Below are 16081 nucleotides of genomic sequence, written 5' to 3'. Positions count from 1 at the left end.
CGGCCGCCGGCGCCGCAACAGAACAGCCGCGGGCTTCAACCCTTCGCCAATCTCCCTTGATACGTCGGAAGACATGAGCGGGACCGAAGCGCAACCACACGCGGCGCGACAATTTTGACCGCCTAGAATAGCGACGGCCTGCCACGAGCCGGCAGTCGTCGAGACCGGCACAGCACGACGATCAGTTTGATCCGGGAGAAACATGAAGAAGCGTGTCGGGCTTCGCAATTCAGTCGGTCGTTGATTCAAACGCAGCGTCAAACCAGATTCAAACAGTAGTCGAAAAGCGCGCTGCAAGGCCGGCAACGGCCATGCAGTCATGATTTGCACAGCGGTGCGCTGTGCGCCGCGGGAAACGGCGAGCCCTCGCTCGCAGCAACCGCGGCGCAGAGTGGCCGCGTCTTTCGCGGTGCGTCGCAAACGCATCGTCGAGGACCCCCTATGTTCCTTCAAGGCTACGGCCCGCTGCTTCTCAACGGCACCTGGCAAACCGTCAAACTGGCGGTCTTGTCGCTGGTGTTCGCTTTCGTGCTGGGCCTGCTCGGCGCGGCGGCGAAACTGTCGAAGAACCGCTTCTCATATGGCGTCGGCACCGTCTATACAACGCTCGTGCGCGGCGTGCCCGACCTGGTGCTGATGCTGCTGCTGTTCTACAGCATCCAGATCTGGCTGAACAACCTCACCGACCTGCTCGGCTGGAACCAGATCGACATCGACCCGTTCATGGCCGGTGTCGCGGTGCTCGGCTTCATTTACGGCGCGTACTTCACCGAGACTTTCCGCGGCGCATTCCTCGCGGTGCCGCGTGGCCAGCTCGAAGCGGGCGCGGCCTACGGCATGACCGGCTGGCAGGTGTTCTCGCGGGTCATGTTCCCGCAGATGATGCGCTTCGCGCTGCCCGGCATCGGCAACAACTGGCAGGTGATGGTGAAAGCCACCGCGCTGGTGTCGATCATCGGTTTGGCCGACGTCGTCAAGGCCTCGCAGGACGCGGGCAAGGGCACGCTGCGGTTCTTCTTCTTCACCCTGTTCGCAGGGGCGATCTATCTCGTCATCACCACAGTGTCCAACTTCGTGCTGATGTACCTCGAAAAGCGTTACTCGACCGGCGTGCGAAAGGCGGATCTATGATCGAGATCATTCAGGAATACTGGCGCAACTATCTTTATACCGACGGCTACCGCCTCACCGGCGTGGTGATCACGTTGTGGCTGCTAGTTGTGTCGATCGGGCTCGGCTTCTGCCTCTCGATTCCGCTCGCGGTCGCGCGCGTTTCGAAGAAGAAGTGGCTTGCCGGTCTGGTGTGGCTGTATACGTATATCTTTCGCGGCACGCCGCTCTACGTGCAACTGCTGCTCTGCTACACCGGCCTGTACAGCCTCGAGATCATTCGCAATCACGAGCTGACCAACGCGTTCTTCCGCGACGGCATGCATTGCACGCTGCTCGCGTTCACGCTGAACACCTGCGCCTACACCACCGAGATTTTCGCCGGCGCGATCAAGGCCACGGCGTATGGTGAGATCGAGGCGGCGCGCGCGTACGGCATGTCGTCGTTCACGCTGTACCGGCGGGTGATTCTGCCGTCGGCGCTGCGCCGCGCGTTGCCGTACTACAGCAACGAAGTGATCCTGATGCTGCACGCCACCACCGTCGCGTTCACCGCGACCGTGCCGGACATCCTCAAGATCGCGCGCGACGTGAACTCGGCCACGTATCAGTCGTTCAATGCGTTCGGCCTCGCCGCCCTGCTCTATCTGTTGATTTCTTTTGCGCTCGTGTGGCTGTTCCGCCGCGCCGAGCGCCGCTGGCTCGCTTACCTGCGGCCGCAAGGCAAATAATCAAGAAGGGCACTGCGCCCCCAGCACGTAAGCCCGAAGGATTCTGATGAACACCAAGAAGCAAAAGCTCTTCGTTGACGAGCTTCATAAACAGTACGGCGACAACGAAGTCCTCAAGGGCGTGTCGCTAAAGGCCAACGCCGGCGACGTGATCAGCGTGATCGGCTCGTCCGGTTCGGGCAAGAGCACGATGCTTCGCTGTATCAACTTCCTCGAACAGCCGAACGCCGGGCGCATCTTCGTCGACGGAGAGGAAGTCCGCACGCAGATCGGCAAGGGCGGCGCATTGCGCGTATCGGATCCGAAGCAGTTGCAGCGCGTGCGCACCAAGCTGTCGATGGTGTTCCAGCACTTCAACCTGTGGACGCACATGAACGTGCTCGAGAACATCATCGAGGCGCCGGTCAACGTGCTGGGTCTGAAGCGCAAGGAAGCCGAAGAGCGCGCGCGTCAATATCTGGAAAAAGTGGGCCTCGCGCCGCGTCTGGAAAAACAGTACCCGTCCCATTTGTCGGGGGGTCAACAGCAACGCGTGGCGATTGCGCGCGCTTTGGCCATGCACCCGGACGTGATGCTGTTCGACGAACCGACCTCCGCGCTCGATCCCGAGCTGGTCGGCGAAGTGCTCAAGGTCATGCAGACGCTCGCCGAAGAAGGCCGCACGATGATCGTCGTCACCCATGAAATGGCGTTCGCGCGCAACGTGTCGAATCACGTCATGTTCCTGCATCAAGGCCGCGTCGAGGAAGAAGGTCATCCCGACGAAGTCTTCGGGAACACAAAGAGCGAACGCCTCAAGCAGTTCCTATCCGGCAGCCTCAAATAAAGACTGTCGTCCAGCCCGATATTTGGGCTGTAGTCAAAGTAGCATTACAAGGCGCTTACGAGCGCCTTTTTTGTTTCGCTCACCTGTGCATTCCGGTCATTTGGGCCGCGAAAACGGACCCGAGCCGGTCCGCCCCGCCTTCTTTTTGCCTTACTCTGCCGCGTTTGACGCGTCAATAGTGGCAATCCTTAACACTGCTTGTCCCAATCCGTGATTCCCTTACAGCATAAGGGTTTCCCACCTTTTTCGGGAAGTCGCAACGATTCCCCGTGCACATTCGTATTGCAATTTGGAGACACCGGCCTAGGCCGGTACTAATTTCTTCTCCCACTCCAGGGTATTTTTGATAAATTAGTAACCAGAGTAGCAAAACAAAGTTAATTAAAAGTAGTTTCACTTCAAAGCAACAGAGGAGAACCGGTCGGCGAGGGATCGGCATGACGCGAAGAATAGCCCACTGAGGCTATCCGTCACGGCAGGAGACCCAATCCGCCCGCTAATCTCCCTGGTACCGATTTCTGTTCGGCGCGCTTGCGTCCGAACACCATTCGAAGTACTGGGTTCACTTTTTGACAGGGTATGGAGGAGAAGATGAAGAAAGCTTTGCTCGCCGCTGCGCTGATGACAGCCGGTGTAGTTGCGCACGCCCAAAGCAGCGTGACGCTGTACGGCCGCCTTGACGCTGGCCTCGAATACATGACAGGCGTTCCGCAAGGCGGCGGTCCAAACGGCCCGGCAACTGGCAGCACGAACCGTTGGCGCGCAGAAAGCGGCGACTGGGGCACCAGCCTGTGGGGCATGAAGGGCGTCGAGGACATCGGTGGCGGCAACAAGGTCCTGTTCCAGTTGGAAGGCTCCTTCAACACCATGACGGGTACGGGCCCCGGCGGCGGCGGTCTCTTCAATCGCTGGGCAACGGTAGGCTTGTCGAACGACCAGTACGGTACGTTCACGATGGGCCGCATGCTCTACATCTCGAACGGCGTGTGGGACTTCGACCCGTTCGGTCAATCGAGCTGGTCGTCGGCATCGCTGGTGCGTGGCCGCAACTGGCCGCAATCGAGCAACAACTTCGCGTACCAATCGCCGAAGATCGCAGGCTTTGACTTCTACGGTCAATACGCCCTGTCGAACGCAACGAACTGGAACGGTAACGGCACGACCGCTCAAGGTCGCGAAGCCGGCGCACAAGTCACGTACACGAACGCGCTGTTCCAGGTTCGCGGCATTTACGACGAAATCCGCAACCCGGGTAACGGCGTCCTGTATGGTCCGAGCGTGGGCACCGTCAATACGGCCAACGTTGGCAACGGCGTTTTCGCGGCATCGCGTGAATACTCGGCGCTCCTGAACGTGTTCCTCGGCCAGTTCAAGATTCAGGCCGCTTACCAGGCTATCCGTTCGGCAAGTGCCACGGGCGTTCTGCCGGGTCAGCCGACCACCCTCAACCACGAATGGGGCGGCGTGACGTGGCAAGCAACGCCGGCTGCAGCGCTGATCGCAGCGGTCTATCACGTCAACGGCAACAATGGCGCAGGCAATGCGACGATCTACACGATCGGCGGCTCGTACAACCTGTCCAAGCGCACCCTGCTGGATATCCAGATCGCTACCACGCAAAACAGCAAGACGGCTAACTACGGCCTGAATGCGAACAATGCGGGTACGGCTGCCACCACGGACAATCCGCTGCCGGGTCATAGCCAGTCGGGCGTGTACGCAGGTATTCAACACTCGTTCTAATCCAACGATGTCCCCCAGGGGCATTTCCTTCGGGGCGCCCCCCAAGGGGACTTCCTTCGGGGCGTAGTAACAAGGTCTTCAAGAGAATCTTTTTCACGCTGCTGCGAGAGGCGCGTATCGGTGCGATGTCCGAAAGGGTATCGCACCGTTTTTTATTTGCGCGCGGTTTTGCCACTATTCCGGCGCACCTGATCGGTGCGCGGGTGCCCGCGGGGGCCAATACCGGCGCTTTAACGCTGTCTTTTTAACGGTGCGAGTCGAACCGCTTAAACCGCGGCTTCGTTTTCCTCGCCCGTGCGAATCCGGATCACACGCTCCACATCCGCGACGAAAATCTTGCCGTCGCCGATCTTGCCGGTGCGCGCCGCGCCGATGATCGCGTCGATCACCTGATCGCACTGGTTGTCCGCGACCACCACTTCGATCTTCACTTTCGGTAGGAAGTCGACCACATACTCTGCACCGCGATAGAGCTCAGTGTGGCCTTTTTGCCGGCCGAAGCCTTTGACTTCGGTAACGGTCAGCCCCGTCAGGCCGACTTCCGCGAGCGCCTCGCGCACTTCGTCGAGTTTGAACGGTTTGATGACTGCAGTGATGCGCTTCATGGCGGACCTCGTCTCGTGATTTGAAGTTCGAAAGGAAAAATGGATGATTTTTATTCTACGCCGCGCCGAATGCATTGCGGCAATCCGGCGGCCGCTTCTGGTTTGCCTTGGGTAAGCCCGCACCGTTCGTTCGCTTAAGGCTCACTCCACCGGCTCGGTATAGCGCGACGTGATCGGATAACGCCAGTCGCGGCCAAACGCGCGATGCGTGACGCGTATACCGATTGGCGCCTGACGGCGTTTGTACTCGTTGATCTTGATGAGGCGCGTGACGCGTTTTACGTCTTCGACCGCATAGCCCGCCGCAATGATTTCGGCGAGCGAGCGGTCCTCCTCCATATACATGCGCATGATCGCGTCGAGCACTTCGTACGGCGGCAAGCTGTCCTGATCGGTCTGGTTCTCGCGCAGTTCCGCCGACGGCGCGCGCGTCAGGATCCGTTCGGGGATCACATCCTGCTTGCCGAAAGTGGTGGCCTGGTTGCGGTAATGACACAGCTTGTAGACCAGCGTCTTGGCGATGTCCTTGATCACCGCGAAGCCGCCGGCCATGTCGCCGTATAGCGTGCAGTAGCCCACCGCCATCTCGCTCTTGTTGCCGGTGGTCAGCACGATCGAGCCGAACTTGTTCGACAACGCCATCAGCAAGGTGCCGCGGATGCGGGCCTGGATGTTTTCTTCGGTGGCGTCTTCGGCGCGGCCTGCAAATTCATCGGCTAGCGAGCTGCGGAACGCATCGAACATCGGCGCGATCGCGATCTCGTCGTAGCGCACGCCGACGCGGCGCGCCATCTCGGCGGCGTCGGTCGTGGAGATGTCCGCGGTGTAGCGCGACGGCATCATCACCGCGCGCACGCGGTCCGCGCCCAACGCGTCGCACGCGACAGCCAGCACCAGCGCCGAATCGACACCGCCCGACAGGCCAATCAGCGCACCCGGGAAGCCGTTCTTGTTGATGTAGTCGCGCACACCCATCACGAGTGCGGCATATACCTGCGCCTCCAACGAAAGCTCCGGTGCGATCGCGGCGGGCAGCGGTTTGCCGCTGTCGAACTCGACGATCGCATGGCCCTCTTCGAACTGTGCCATCTTCGCGACGAGCCGGCCTTCGCCGTCGAGCACGAACGAGCCGCCGTCGAACACCAGTTCGTCCTGTGCGCCGACCATGTTCACGTAGACCATCGGCAAACCGCTCTCGCGAATCCGCGCGCGCAGAATGTCGACCCGCACGACTTCCTTGTTCAGGTGGTACGGCGAGCCATTCGGAATCAGCAGCACTTGCGCGCCCGCGGCCTTCGCCATTTGCGCAGCCGACGCGTGCCACGCGTCCTCGCAAATCACCACGCCGTACTTCACACCATCCAGTTCGAACACGAACGGTTTCGGATCGGAAGCGAAGTAGCGCTTCTCGTCGAACACTTCGGTATTCGGCAAATCCTGCTTGCGATAGGTGCCGACCACGTCCCCGTCCACGATCAGCGAGGCCGCATTGAAGGTGTCGACCGGCGGCACGCCGCGCTCGATCGGCGCGTTTGCATTACCATGGCCGTGCGCCGCATCGCGCAGCGGATGGCCGACGATCACGTGCAAGCCGGCGAACGGCTTCAGTTGCGCGGCGAGGTCGGCAAGCGCCGCGGCGCTCGCGGTGTAGAACGCGGGACGCAGCAGCAGATCTTCGGGCGGATAGCCGGATAGCGCGAGTTCAGGCGCGATCAGCAGCTTCGCACCATCGTTGTGCGCGGCGCGCGCGGCAGCGACAATCTTCGCGACATTGCCGGCGAAGTCGCCGACGGTGACATTGATTTGAGCAAGAGCGATTCGGGTCTTCATGGCAGGATCGACAGGCAAGCCAGGCGGCTTGCGAGTACCGCGGCTGGTTAGCTCGACGGAAACGGACAAATCGGATAAACGAACGACGCATCGCTACAAGCCTGCGTCGCTCATTGGGAACAGTCACACAGATTGAACCAGGAACGCTTTGATTATCGCACGGGCATTCTGACGTCGCCTTCCGAGGTCGACGCCGCTGAATGGAACGCCCTCCTCGCACAGCAGTCGCAGCCCACGCCGTTTTTGCGGCACGAGTTCCTGAGCGCACTGCACGCAACCCAATGCGCGGTTGCCGACACCGGCTGGGCGCCGCAATTCGTCACGCTGACCGATCCACGCACGGGTAAGCTCGCGGCCGCCGCGCCGGTGTATCTCAAGGGGCACTCGTACGGCGAATACGTCTTCGATTGGGCCTGGGCCGACGCCTATAAGCGCAACGGTTTGCCGTACTACCCGAAGCTGCTGTGCGCGGTGCCTTTTACGCCGGTGCAGGGCAACCGGTTGTTATCGGCGGACACGCATGCCCTCAGGCATCTGGCCGCCACGCTGATGGCGTTCGCCGAGCAGAGCGACGTGTCGTCGCTGCACGTGCTGTTTCCGACCGAAACGGAAGGCGCTGCGTTGACCGACATGGGCATGATGCAGCGCGAAGGGGTGCAGTTTCATTGGTTGAACGACGGCTACCGCGACTTCGACGATTTCCTCTCCACGCTCGAACAGAAGAAGCGCAAGAACATTCGCGCCGAACGCCGCAAGGTCCAGGAAGCGGGCGTGACCCTGCGCAGGATTCGCGGCGAAGACATTCAGGATGCCGACTGGCGTTTCTTCAGCAAGTGCTATCGGCAAACCTACCGCGAGCACTTTTCGAGTCCGTATCTGAACCTCGATTTCTTCCGCATGATCGGCGCCTCGATGCCGGAGAATCTGCTGCTGGTGATCGCCGAATACGAAGGCAAGCCGATCGCCAGCTCGCTCGTGGTCTATCAGCGCGATGCGGAAACCGGCGGCACACTGTACGGCCGCTATTGGGGCGCGCTCGAACACGTGCCGTGCCTGCACTTCGAAACGGCTTACTACCAGCCGCTCGAATTCTGCATCGAAGAGAAACTCGGCGCGTTTGAAGGCGGCGCGCAAGGCGAGCACAAGATGGCGCGAGGTTTTCTGCCTACTGTGACGCGCTCGGCGCATTGGCTCGCGCATCCGGCCTTCGCCGATGCGGTCGGCCACTTTCTCGACAACGAAAAGAACAGCATCCACGCGTATGTGGACGAGCTGCGCGAACACAACCCGTTCAAAGGCTAAAAGCGCATCCATGGCGTGGTTTCTGTATCTGCTCGAATGCTCGGACGGCAGCGTCTATACCGGCATCGCCACCGATGTGCAGGCGCGCTTCGACAAACACATGACCGGGGCGGGCGCGCGCTATACGCGTTCGCGCAAGCCGGTGCAGGTGCTGGCGTCGTTCGCACTGGCCGACCGTTCGAATGCCTCGCGCGCCGAATATTGGGTCAAACGCCTGCCGCCTGCCGAAAAGCGTGCGCTGGCGGCAGGATTGCGCACGCTCGAATCGGTGCTGCCCTTGCCCGAGCCCGTTCCGGTTACCGCCGGGGCAACGGAAGACGAAGCCGACGCCTCCTGACGGCACGACTCCGATGGCACCGCTTCTAAAGCGCGCCGCCAGTTTCAGACCTCTTCAGCCTGTTTTCGCCACCCGCGGTTTCGGACAAGTCCTATTGCGCGCGTGAGGCCTCCTTATGCATTCTCGGCAGACGCTGATCTGTCGCGATATATAAGTGGGAGACGAGAAAAATGGAGAACCAAAACGGGCATGACATAGCCCGCCATGGCCAGCACTATTTCCTCGAAGTGCTGGGAGAGGAACGGATCAAAGATATTTCGGTCGTTTCGTTCAGCGCCCTCGAAAAGATGGGGCAGCCTTACCGGATCGATATCGTCGCGACTCATCCGGAGGAACTGACGCGAGACGTTATCCTGGGACATGAGGCAAAGTTCAAGCTCGCGCCTGAAGACAGCGGCGAGCCGCGCGTATTCTGGGGCCGCGTGACACGCTTCTCGCATGTGAAGACGACGAACGATTGCAGCACTTACGAGATCGTCGTCGAACCGCATATCGCCTGCCTCACCCTGCGCACCACGCAGACCTTTCAGCACCAGAGCGCGCCCGAGATTATCGAATCGATCTTGCGGCGCAACGGCCTCGCGGGGCATCAGTTCACATTCAAGCTACGTCGCCGATACCCTCAGCATCCGTTCCGGTTCCAATACCAGACAGGCGACTGGCGCTTCATCAATATCCTGATGCAGCAAGAGGGCATCTACAGCTACATCGTGCCAGGCGAGCACGGGGATGTCGTCGTGTTCGGAGACGACATCGATCACTACATCTACCAGCCCAGCCTGAGCGCTCCATACCGGCCAATGCCGGGGCTGGAGACCGACGCTGAATCCGTGTCGGCGCTGCGCACGCATACCGAACTGGTGCCCGAGTCGTTCACCGTGGCCGACTACAACCCCGATCAGGCATGGGAACGCTTCAGGGCAGCGGCCAATGTCGCCCTGAAGGACACGACGACATTCGGCCAGCCGTATATCTACGGCACGCATCATCTGAACGCTGATGGCGCGCGATGGGAAGCGCAGCTACGTCATGAGGCGGCGATTGCATGGCAGGTCCTCTACGAAGGTGAAAGCAACGTTCACAGCCTGCGTGTCGGCCGAATTCTGCGCACCGATGCGCAGCTACCCGACGCCCCAGACGGCCACGTCATGATCGAAGTCACACACACCGGCGCGCGTGACAAACCCTACCGCAACACCTATCAGGCGATCCCATCCGGCCGGCGCTTCCGCCTGAAGATCGACGATGACACGTGGCCGAAAATTGCCGGCTCATTGAGTGCCCGTGTCACGTCTCCGGGCCAGTACAAATATGCGTACCTGACGCAGCAGGGCTATTACGTGGTTCGTTTCGACTGCGATTTCGGCGAATGGCCTGCCGGTGGCGAAAGCGTGCCGCTACGCCTCGCGAAACCGTTCGCGGGCGGTCTGCAAACGGGATTTCACTTCCCTGTGGTTGAAGGAACTGAAGCCATCGTCGAATTCCGGGACGGCGATCCGAATAAGCCTTACATCGCTGCGTTCCATCACAACAGTCAGCAGATGGACCTGATCACCAATCAGGACCGCTGGATGTCCCGCAATGTCATTCACACGCAGGGCGACAACACGCTCCAGTTTGAAGACTGGGAAGGTCAGGAACACGCCAGGTTTTCTACCCGGCATTCGGGCAAAAGCCAGCTGACGTTGGGGTACATCGTCAATGGCAAGCGTGAACACCGCGGTAACGGCTTCGAACTGCGCACCGATGCCCAGGGTGCGGTGCGTGCTGGCGGCGGGCTGATGCTGTCCAGCAATATTCAGCAGCAGGCCGGCGGCAAGCACACGGACATGGCGGAAGCCATGCAGCAGTTTCAGACACTACAGATACAGGCGCAGGGGCTGGCCGACCTGGCGAACACGGCAAAGGCCGAGATTGCCGACCTGAAGGCCGAAGACGAATGGCTGAAGAACAGCGTGAACGAGCTGAAGCAGGCCGTCATGCTGCTGTCTTCGCCCCGGGGTATCGCTGCTTCGACACCTGATCGCGTGGCGATCGCTGCGGGCAAGGATGTGAATGTGACGACAGGCTCAGGCTTCAACGTGAGCGCCCTGAAGAGCATCGTCATGGCGGCCGAAAGCGCGCTGTCGCTGTTCGCGCATACCCTCGGCATCAAGCTGTTTGCGGCACGAGGGAAGGTCCAGATTCAGGCGCAGAGCGATGAGCTTGATGTGTCGGCCCTGAAGGATATCAAGATAACCAGCTCGAACGGCAAGCTCATCCTCTCGGCAAAGGATGAGGTCTGGATTGGTGCGGGCGGTTCATACGTCCGGATCACACCCAGCAATATCACTAACGCCACACCTGGCGAGTGCATCGAAAAGGCGGTGTTGTTTCAGAAGGACGGCCCGGATTCGGCAATGCTCAAGGAAGGCCTCCCGTGGACGACCGATCTGCCGGATACGGGCGCTCACGGTTCACGGTTCTCCGGCTGACCACGTTGCGTCGAGCCCAACTTACTGACCATTTCCACTACCACACCGTACAAGCATGCCCGCACAAGCTCATCCGCATCCAGCACCGACACCGGCCCCCGCGCCGACTCCAAAGACAGCGCCGCTGACGTGGCGTTATCCGTTTCCAGACAGGGACAACAAGGAAGTGACCAGCCCGCAGACCTTCTATCAGGCAGTGGCTGGAATGGATGACGGCTTTTTCCCGCTGGGGGTCAATGGGTTTCCGCACGGTGGTATCCACCTGAACAACAGCGTCGGTATGTTCGAGACAAAGGACGGCGTGCGCTGCATTGCTGACGGATACATCGTCGCCTACAAGATCGATGACGCCTATCCGCACCTGCAATTCAAGGACGGCAAGTGGGCCATGTACTCGACCGGGTTCGCGCTGGTACGGCATACGCTGACGCTGCCACCCGCACCCAACAGCACGGGTGTACAGCCAGCTGACGAGTCACACGATATCTACAGTCTCTACATGCACACGGCGGACTGGGCGACCTATCTGGCCGATGAGCAACTGAAGCGTCCGTGGTGGTGGCTGGATGTTGACGCGTACCGCGTTCAAAACAAGGATCATCAGATGGCCCCGCCTGAGGGAGGCTCGACCGGGGCGACGGGCGCATTTGTCTGGACGGAGCCGAAGGCGGGTAAGAAGGCCGGAAGCTTCACGGCGGGCGAGCAGGTCGGCTTCCTGCCTGAAGGCAACGAGGTCATCACCAGCGAGACGCGCGGCCAGTGGGTACACATCAAGACCATCACGGCGGGTCATATGGTCAGCCCGGTCAATGGCGGCTATTTCGGATGGGAGGACCAGAATGTGCCGTGGAAAAGTGAAACCGATAGCGCGAAAGTCACGCCTAAAAACGACTGGGGCTGGCTGTACAAGCCGAACCTGCACGGGATCAAGGAACCGGACCCGGTGGGTCTGGTGGTGATTCCCCCAAAGCCGGTATTCGTCAAGGCCGGGACGCCGCTCGGCCAGATCGGTGAGTATCACGATTACGAGCGCGCGACGCCGCTGCCGCCTGTGCCGAAGCGCCAGCTTTTGCATCTTGAAGTATTTGCCGACGATAGCTTCAGCGCCTTTCTGGACAAAAGCCGCGCGCGGGCGGCACAGTTACCCGTCGATCAGCGGACCCTCCTGGTGATAAATGTGGGTGCGAAACTGGTGAAAGACATTTCTCCGGCGGATCGCAAGTTGTGCAGTTGGCATGTCCTGTATCGGGCTGATGTGACACCGGACAGTCCCGCAAGCGGTCCTTGGATCAAGGTGCAACCGCGATATTACGACTCGACCACAGCCCTGCTTATGCCCGAGGGGCCACCTGTCTGGATTGAGCGCGAGAAACTCGCAACCGCAACGGCCGCAACGCCCGCATGGAGCCAGTTCCCGCTTAGCCTGCAAAAGATGGCTGACCCGGCGAACGCATTTATGCTGGTGTATCCACGCAGTCAACTCGACGGATTGAGCGCGCGGGACAAGGCCGTTGACGACGGCAAGACGCACTGGTGGTGCGTGAAATTTGGCAATGCAGACGGCCGCACGGCTACGGGCTGGGTCTGCGAAAAGGACCATCCCGGTACACAGTGGCAGAGTCCGTGGGCATGGCCTGGGTTTGAGAAGGTGGACGCCACCGGTATCGATCTCGCAGATGCCTTCAGGCGCAACCTGGTCCTCACCGGTGCGGCGGACTGGAAGGAACAGAAGGAATTCGAACCATCGATCACAGCAGTCAATGGCAGTCCGTTGTTGCAGAAACTAGAACAGACGATTGCAAAGCTGGCTCCCCCTCCGACCTACGGTGCCAGTAGCAAGCCCAAACAGGAGAATCCTGCTGGGAAGGTCACGGCCAAGGCCATGCAGACCGCAATGCGCACGCCATGGCTCGCGCAAGCGCTATCACACCTGATCCTGCGCTACGAAAGCGAATGGGGCGGAGATATGTCGCGATGGGACGCAATTACGCCGCTGATGCGAAACGCAAAGGAAAACTAGCTGGTTGAGTTGCAACGTATCCATAAGCTGCAATGGTGGAACGATGTGAAGGGCGAGATTGCAGGTTTTCCTCCCAGCGCGACGGTGCTGCATATTCACCCTATTGGTCTGATCGCGAATTTCAGCGGTTGTCCCCCGACATGTAAAACAGAAGTGTTCGAGTTTGAGACTACGGAAGGTACATTCAGAATCTCCAAGAAATCTTTTCAATTTATTCTTTCTAATGAAGGCTATAAGGATCATCCGTATGTTCCAGGCGGCGACCAATCAAGCGGCGTAACGATTGGCTATGGCTATGACTTGGGGCAACAGAGTCCTGCTCAAATTGCAACCGATCTGAACGACATTTTTTCGCCTGCTCAGATCACCCGACTCCAAAGAGCGGCTGGAAAGCATGGAGATCAAGCCAGACATATACAGCCTTCGCTGGCAGACATACCTGTCACGATGGATATGGCCTTGCGTTTGGCGACGGTCATGAAGCGACGATATGCTCAACAGACGGTTGACGCCTTTCCGGGCGCCTCAAATCTTCACCCTCATTGCTCGGGCGCGCTCCTGGATCTCGTGATTAATCGCGGTCCAGGGATGCAGGACAAGCCTGGGCAGAAAACGAGAGTACATATGCGTGCGATTCGGGCTGATATTAGTGCAAATAATGTATCTGACGTTCCACTCCAATTGCGTGCCATGAAAACACTGTGGGAGTCGGTTACGCAAAAAGGACTTCTGATTCGACGCGATGAAGAAGCGAATTTGTTTGAAGAAGGCATGAATTGCAATTGCTGGAGATAAATAAATGAAGCGAATTAGTATGCTATTGGCGGGATTATTTATGCTGTCAAATTCCGCTCATTCCAGGTCGGTATGTGACAGTCAGATAACGCGCGAGATTGAGACTTGTGCTGAATCAAATTTCAAGGAAGCTGATTTTGAATTAAATCGCGTTTATCAGGCTATGGAAAAAAATTGGGTGGATGCGGATCGCAAGAAGCTACAGCAGGCGCAACGCTACTGGATTAAGTACAAGACCAAGTACTGCCAAGCAGCATTTGATGAAACCAGCCCAGGCCAGGAAGCGAGTATCGATAAATTTTCCTGTTTGGAATCGGTAACGTCCACGAGGACCCGCGAACTCCTTTTCCTTGATAACGCGTATGGTATGAATGATTTTAAGCAGGCTTTAAATTTCATGGCGAATGAATATGAACATGGCAATGAGGGACAGGTACTCATTAAATTAGCTCAGGATACGCCAGATGGAAAAAATCAGGACTGGTTGCAATACGTCGAAGCTAATTGCCAAATGACTCACGCCAAGCTTCGAGAGGAGCACGGCGTTTGTGTAGCGAGGATGAATTTTTACAAAAACTGGTAACCTCACGATGCCGAATGAACAGCACTGCTACAACGAGACGCGGAAATTACGGAGGATGATTCGCGATGCTGACCGACTCGGATTCATTGCCGACATCCAGATGGTAAAGAAGCTGATATTTTCACTGCTACTGCTTTCTGCAAGCGAACTATGCTTCGCATCCGCTGCTTCCAGCCCTTCACCGTTGGTAATTCCGGCCGATCAAATCAAAGAGGGCTGCACCGTAGAATTCATTTCGGAGCGCCCCACGAATGAGACTAACGCGCCTGGCTCGCAACCTCATGAAATAGCCGTGAAATGGATTTGCAAAGGAGTCGCAACTGCCACTATTGATCGATATCAGGTTGAAGGCGGAAGCCCACAAATAATCACGACCCTATTTTTAAAAAGAAAAATTTTTGTCGCGTTAGCGAAATGGCCAGTTACCTCTCATGCATCCGACTTCCAGGGAGATTTTTATAAAGTCTACATATACAAATATAACCGCGAAAGCAATACGCACCCGTTTATACGCGACGACAAGATGATGGATAAGTTCGGTCTGGGATGGGATGGAGTGAAAGATGGGATCACTGTCACTTATCCATTCAAGGATGCGGCGTTAATTCGCAGCAGACTGAATCAATTAAAAATTATTAATATGAACCGAACACGCTCATGATAATGATTGGTCATATTTTCATGAAAAAAACTATATTCTCCATTGTTTCCGCGTGTTGCATTTCTCAAGCTAATGCTGCTGCGATTTCCAAAACGATCAGGGTGGACTCTCCACATGACAGTCGCACAACCGACGTGACGATTAAAGTGGGAGATCGCCATGGCCCAATTGAATTTTACGAGAATGAAAAATTGATCGGAACATATCGCAACTTGACCGTAAATGAAACCTCTCTTTCTTCTGGCGTATTGCCTCTTGCCGGAAAAGGACTTGCTCTCGTAATAGATTCAAACGGTTCCAGAAACAAGTTTCATATCGTGGCACCAATAAATCGGTCCGGCAAAAAATTTTACGTCAACTGCGCGTACAAAATCGCCTACGACGCCGTTGACGACCTGCTTTCGGTTGGGACATCGTGCAATAAAACAGAATTAAGCAAAATTGACGTTTCCACAATGATTAATCAAGACGGGATGACGCTATACAGCGATAAACCAAAGTGGCTTAAAACCGTTCCTCATCCTGCATGCCCCAACGCGGTCGGGTTGAATTATGGCGCTTATCGCATTGCACGATGCAGTGCTGGCGGAGCTTCGGATTCTAAAGATCAAATAATAAAAATTTTCAATAAAAACGGCAGCCTGATTTTTTCCGTTTCCGGCTATGAGTTTATCCCGAAAACCAATGGTTCGCACTTTTCATTACTGACGGACCTTAAAGATCAATCAGTCATATTTGATGGAAACATCCAGTGTTTTTATAAAAATAACGGCACTGCAGCTTCATCACGATGGACCGGGAAAATTTCCAACCGATTAACTATTAATTACACAATTTCCAAAATTAACGGATGCTTGAAAGTCGACCGCTCCTATATCAGGAAAAAAGTGAACGCCTCCTTAAATGGATATAGCAATGGTAATTTATTTTATTTGCTGGAAACGGACGAGCGCAACGCATCAACTGGTCTATTCATACTCAATCAACTCTCTGATAATTTTCATGGGGTATGGGTCGGAGTTCCACCGAAAGACGCGTTGACCGTAAATTAAACCGGAGGAAAC

General features: G+C 57.5%; 14 protein-coding genes. 12 read left to right on the top strand and 2 right to left on the bottom strand.

Going from position 1 to position 16081, the window contains the following annotated elements:
• Positions 1–441 precede the first annotated feature (441 nt).
• The 4 genes from ACAX43_RS21535 (at position 442) to ACAX43_RS21520 (ending at position 4410) form a co-directional block, all read left to right on the top strand.
• Positions 442–1131, top strand: coding sequence for an ABC transporter permease (locus ACAX43_RS21535; protein ID WP_370710443.1), 690 nt, complete (start codon positions 442–444; stop codon positions 1129–1131).
• A complete protein-coding gene (locus ACAX43_RS21530; protein ID WP_370710442.1) occupies positions 1128–1841 on the top strand; it encodes an ABC transporter permease in 714 nt (237 codons plus the stop codon). The genes ACAX43_RS21535 and ACAX43_RS21530 overlap by 4 nt, the downstream gene beginning before the upstream one ends.
• Positions 1842–1887: 46 nt before the next feature.
• On the top strand, positions 1888–2667 hold the full coding sequence (locus ACAX43_RS21525; RefSeq protein ID WP_370710441.1) for an ABC transporter ATP-binding protein: 780 nt from the start codon (positions 1888–1890) through the stop codon (positions 2665–2667).
• A gap of 591 nt (positions 2668–3258) precedes the next feature.
• Positions 3259–4410 (top strand): porin, encoded by a 1152-nt coding sequence (locus ACAX43_RS21520; protein WP_370710440.1) that lies wholly within the window; start codon positions 3259–3261, stop codon positions 4408–4410.
• Between the two features lie 266 nt (positions 4411–4676).
• Here ACAX43_RS21520 and glnK read toward each other — a convergent pair whose 3' ends face one another.
• Together glnK and ACAX43_RS21510 are read right to left on the bottom strand one after the other, a co-directional pair.
• On the bottom strand, positions 4677–5015 hold the full coding sequence (glnK, locus tag ACAX43_RS21515) for a P-II family nitrogen regulator (protein WP_006048444.1): 339 nt from the start codon (positions 5013–5015) through the stop codon (positions 4677–4679).
• 141 nt (positions 5016–5156) lie between these two features.
• The gene (locus tag ACAX43_RS21510) at positions 5157–6845 is read right to left on the bottom strand and encodes an NAD+ synthase (protein ID WP_370710439.1); all 1689 of its coding nucleotides are present in this window, start codon (positions 6843–6845) and stop codon (positions 5157–5159) included.
• A 132-nt stretch (positions 6846–6977) separates the two neighbouring features.
• Here ACAX43_RS21510 and ACAX43_RS21505 point away from each other — a divergent pair, with 132 nt between their 5' ends.
• From ACAX43_RS21505 to ACAX43_RS21470, 8 genes are all read left to right on the top strand, one after another.
• Positions 6978–8147 carry a GNAT family N-acetyltransferase gene (locus tag ACAX43_RS21505; RefSeq protein ID WP_370710438.1) on the top strand — a complete coding sequence of 390 codons (1170 nt, stop codon included), beginning with the start codon at positions 6978–6980 and terminating at the stop codon, positions 8145–8147.
• 10 nt (positions 8148–8157) lie between these two features.
• A complete protein-coding gene (locus tag ACAX43_RS21500) occupies positions 8158–8484 on the top strand; it encodes a GIY-YIG nuclease family protein (protein WP_370710437.1) in 327 nt (108 codons plus the stop codon).
• A 170-nt stretch (positions 8485–8654) separates the two neighbouring features.
• Entirely contained in the window at positions 8655–10958 is a 2304-nt protein-coding gene (locus ACAX43_RS21495) for a type VI secretion system Vgr family protein (protein ID WP_370710436.1), read from the top strand.
• Between the two features lie 55 nt (positions 10959–11013).
• Positions 11014–12978, top strand: a complete 1965-nt coding sequence (locus ACAX43_RS21490) for a lytic transglycosylase domain-containing protein (RefSeq protein ID WP_370710435.1) — start codon at positions 11014–11016, stop codon at positions 12976–12978.
• 45 nt (positions 12979–13023) lie between these two features.
• On the top strand, positions 13024–13773 hold the full coding sequence (locus tag ACAX43_RS21485; RefSeq protein ID WP_370710434.1) for a pesticin C-terminus-like muramidase: 750 nt from the start codon (positions 13024–13026) through the stop codon (positions 13771–13773).
• Positions 13774–13777: 4 nt separating this feature from the next.
• On the top strand, positions 13778–14356 hold the full coding sequence (locus tag ACAX43_RS21480) for a lysozyme inhibitor LprI family protein (RefSeq protein WP_370710433.1): 579 nt from the start codon (positions 13778–13780) through the stop codon (positions 14354–14356).
• 55 nt (positions 14357–14411) lie between these two features.
• The gene (locus ACAX43_RS21475; protein ID WP_370710432.1) at positions 14412–15017 is read left to right on the top strand and encodes a hypothetical protein; all 606 of its coding nucleotides are present in this window, start codon (positions 14412–14414) and stop codon (positions 15015–15017) included.
• The gene (locus ACAX43_RS21470) at positions 15014–16069 is read left to right on the top strand and encodes a hypothetical protein (RefSeq protein ID WP_370710431.1); all 1056 of its coding nucleotides are present in this window, start codon (positions 15014–15016) and stop codon (positions 16067–16069) included. Before ACAX43_RS21475 ends, ACAX43_RS21470 begins: the two co-directional genes overlap by 4 nt.
• The last annotated feature ends 12 nt before the right edge of the window (positions 16070–16081 follow it).

The organism is Paraburkholderia sp. IW21, from assembly GCF_041321145.1.
Classification (GTDB): Bacteria; Pseudomonadota; Gammaproteobacteria; order Burkholderiales; family Burkholderiaceae; genus Paraburkholderia.
Note: the sequence above shows the minus strand (reverse complement) of the source record. Positions and strands in the feature narration are given on the sequence as shown.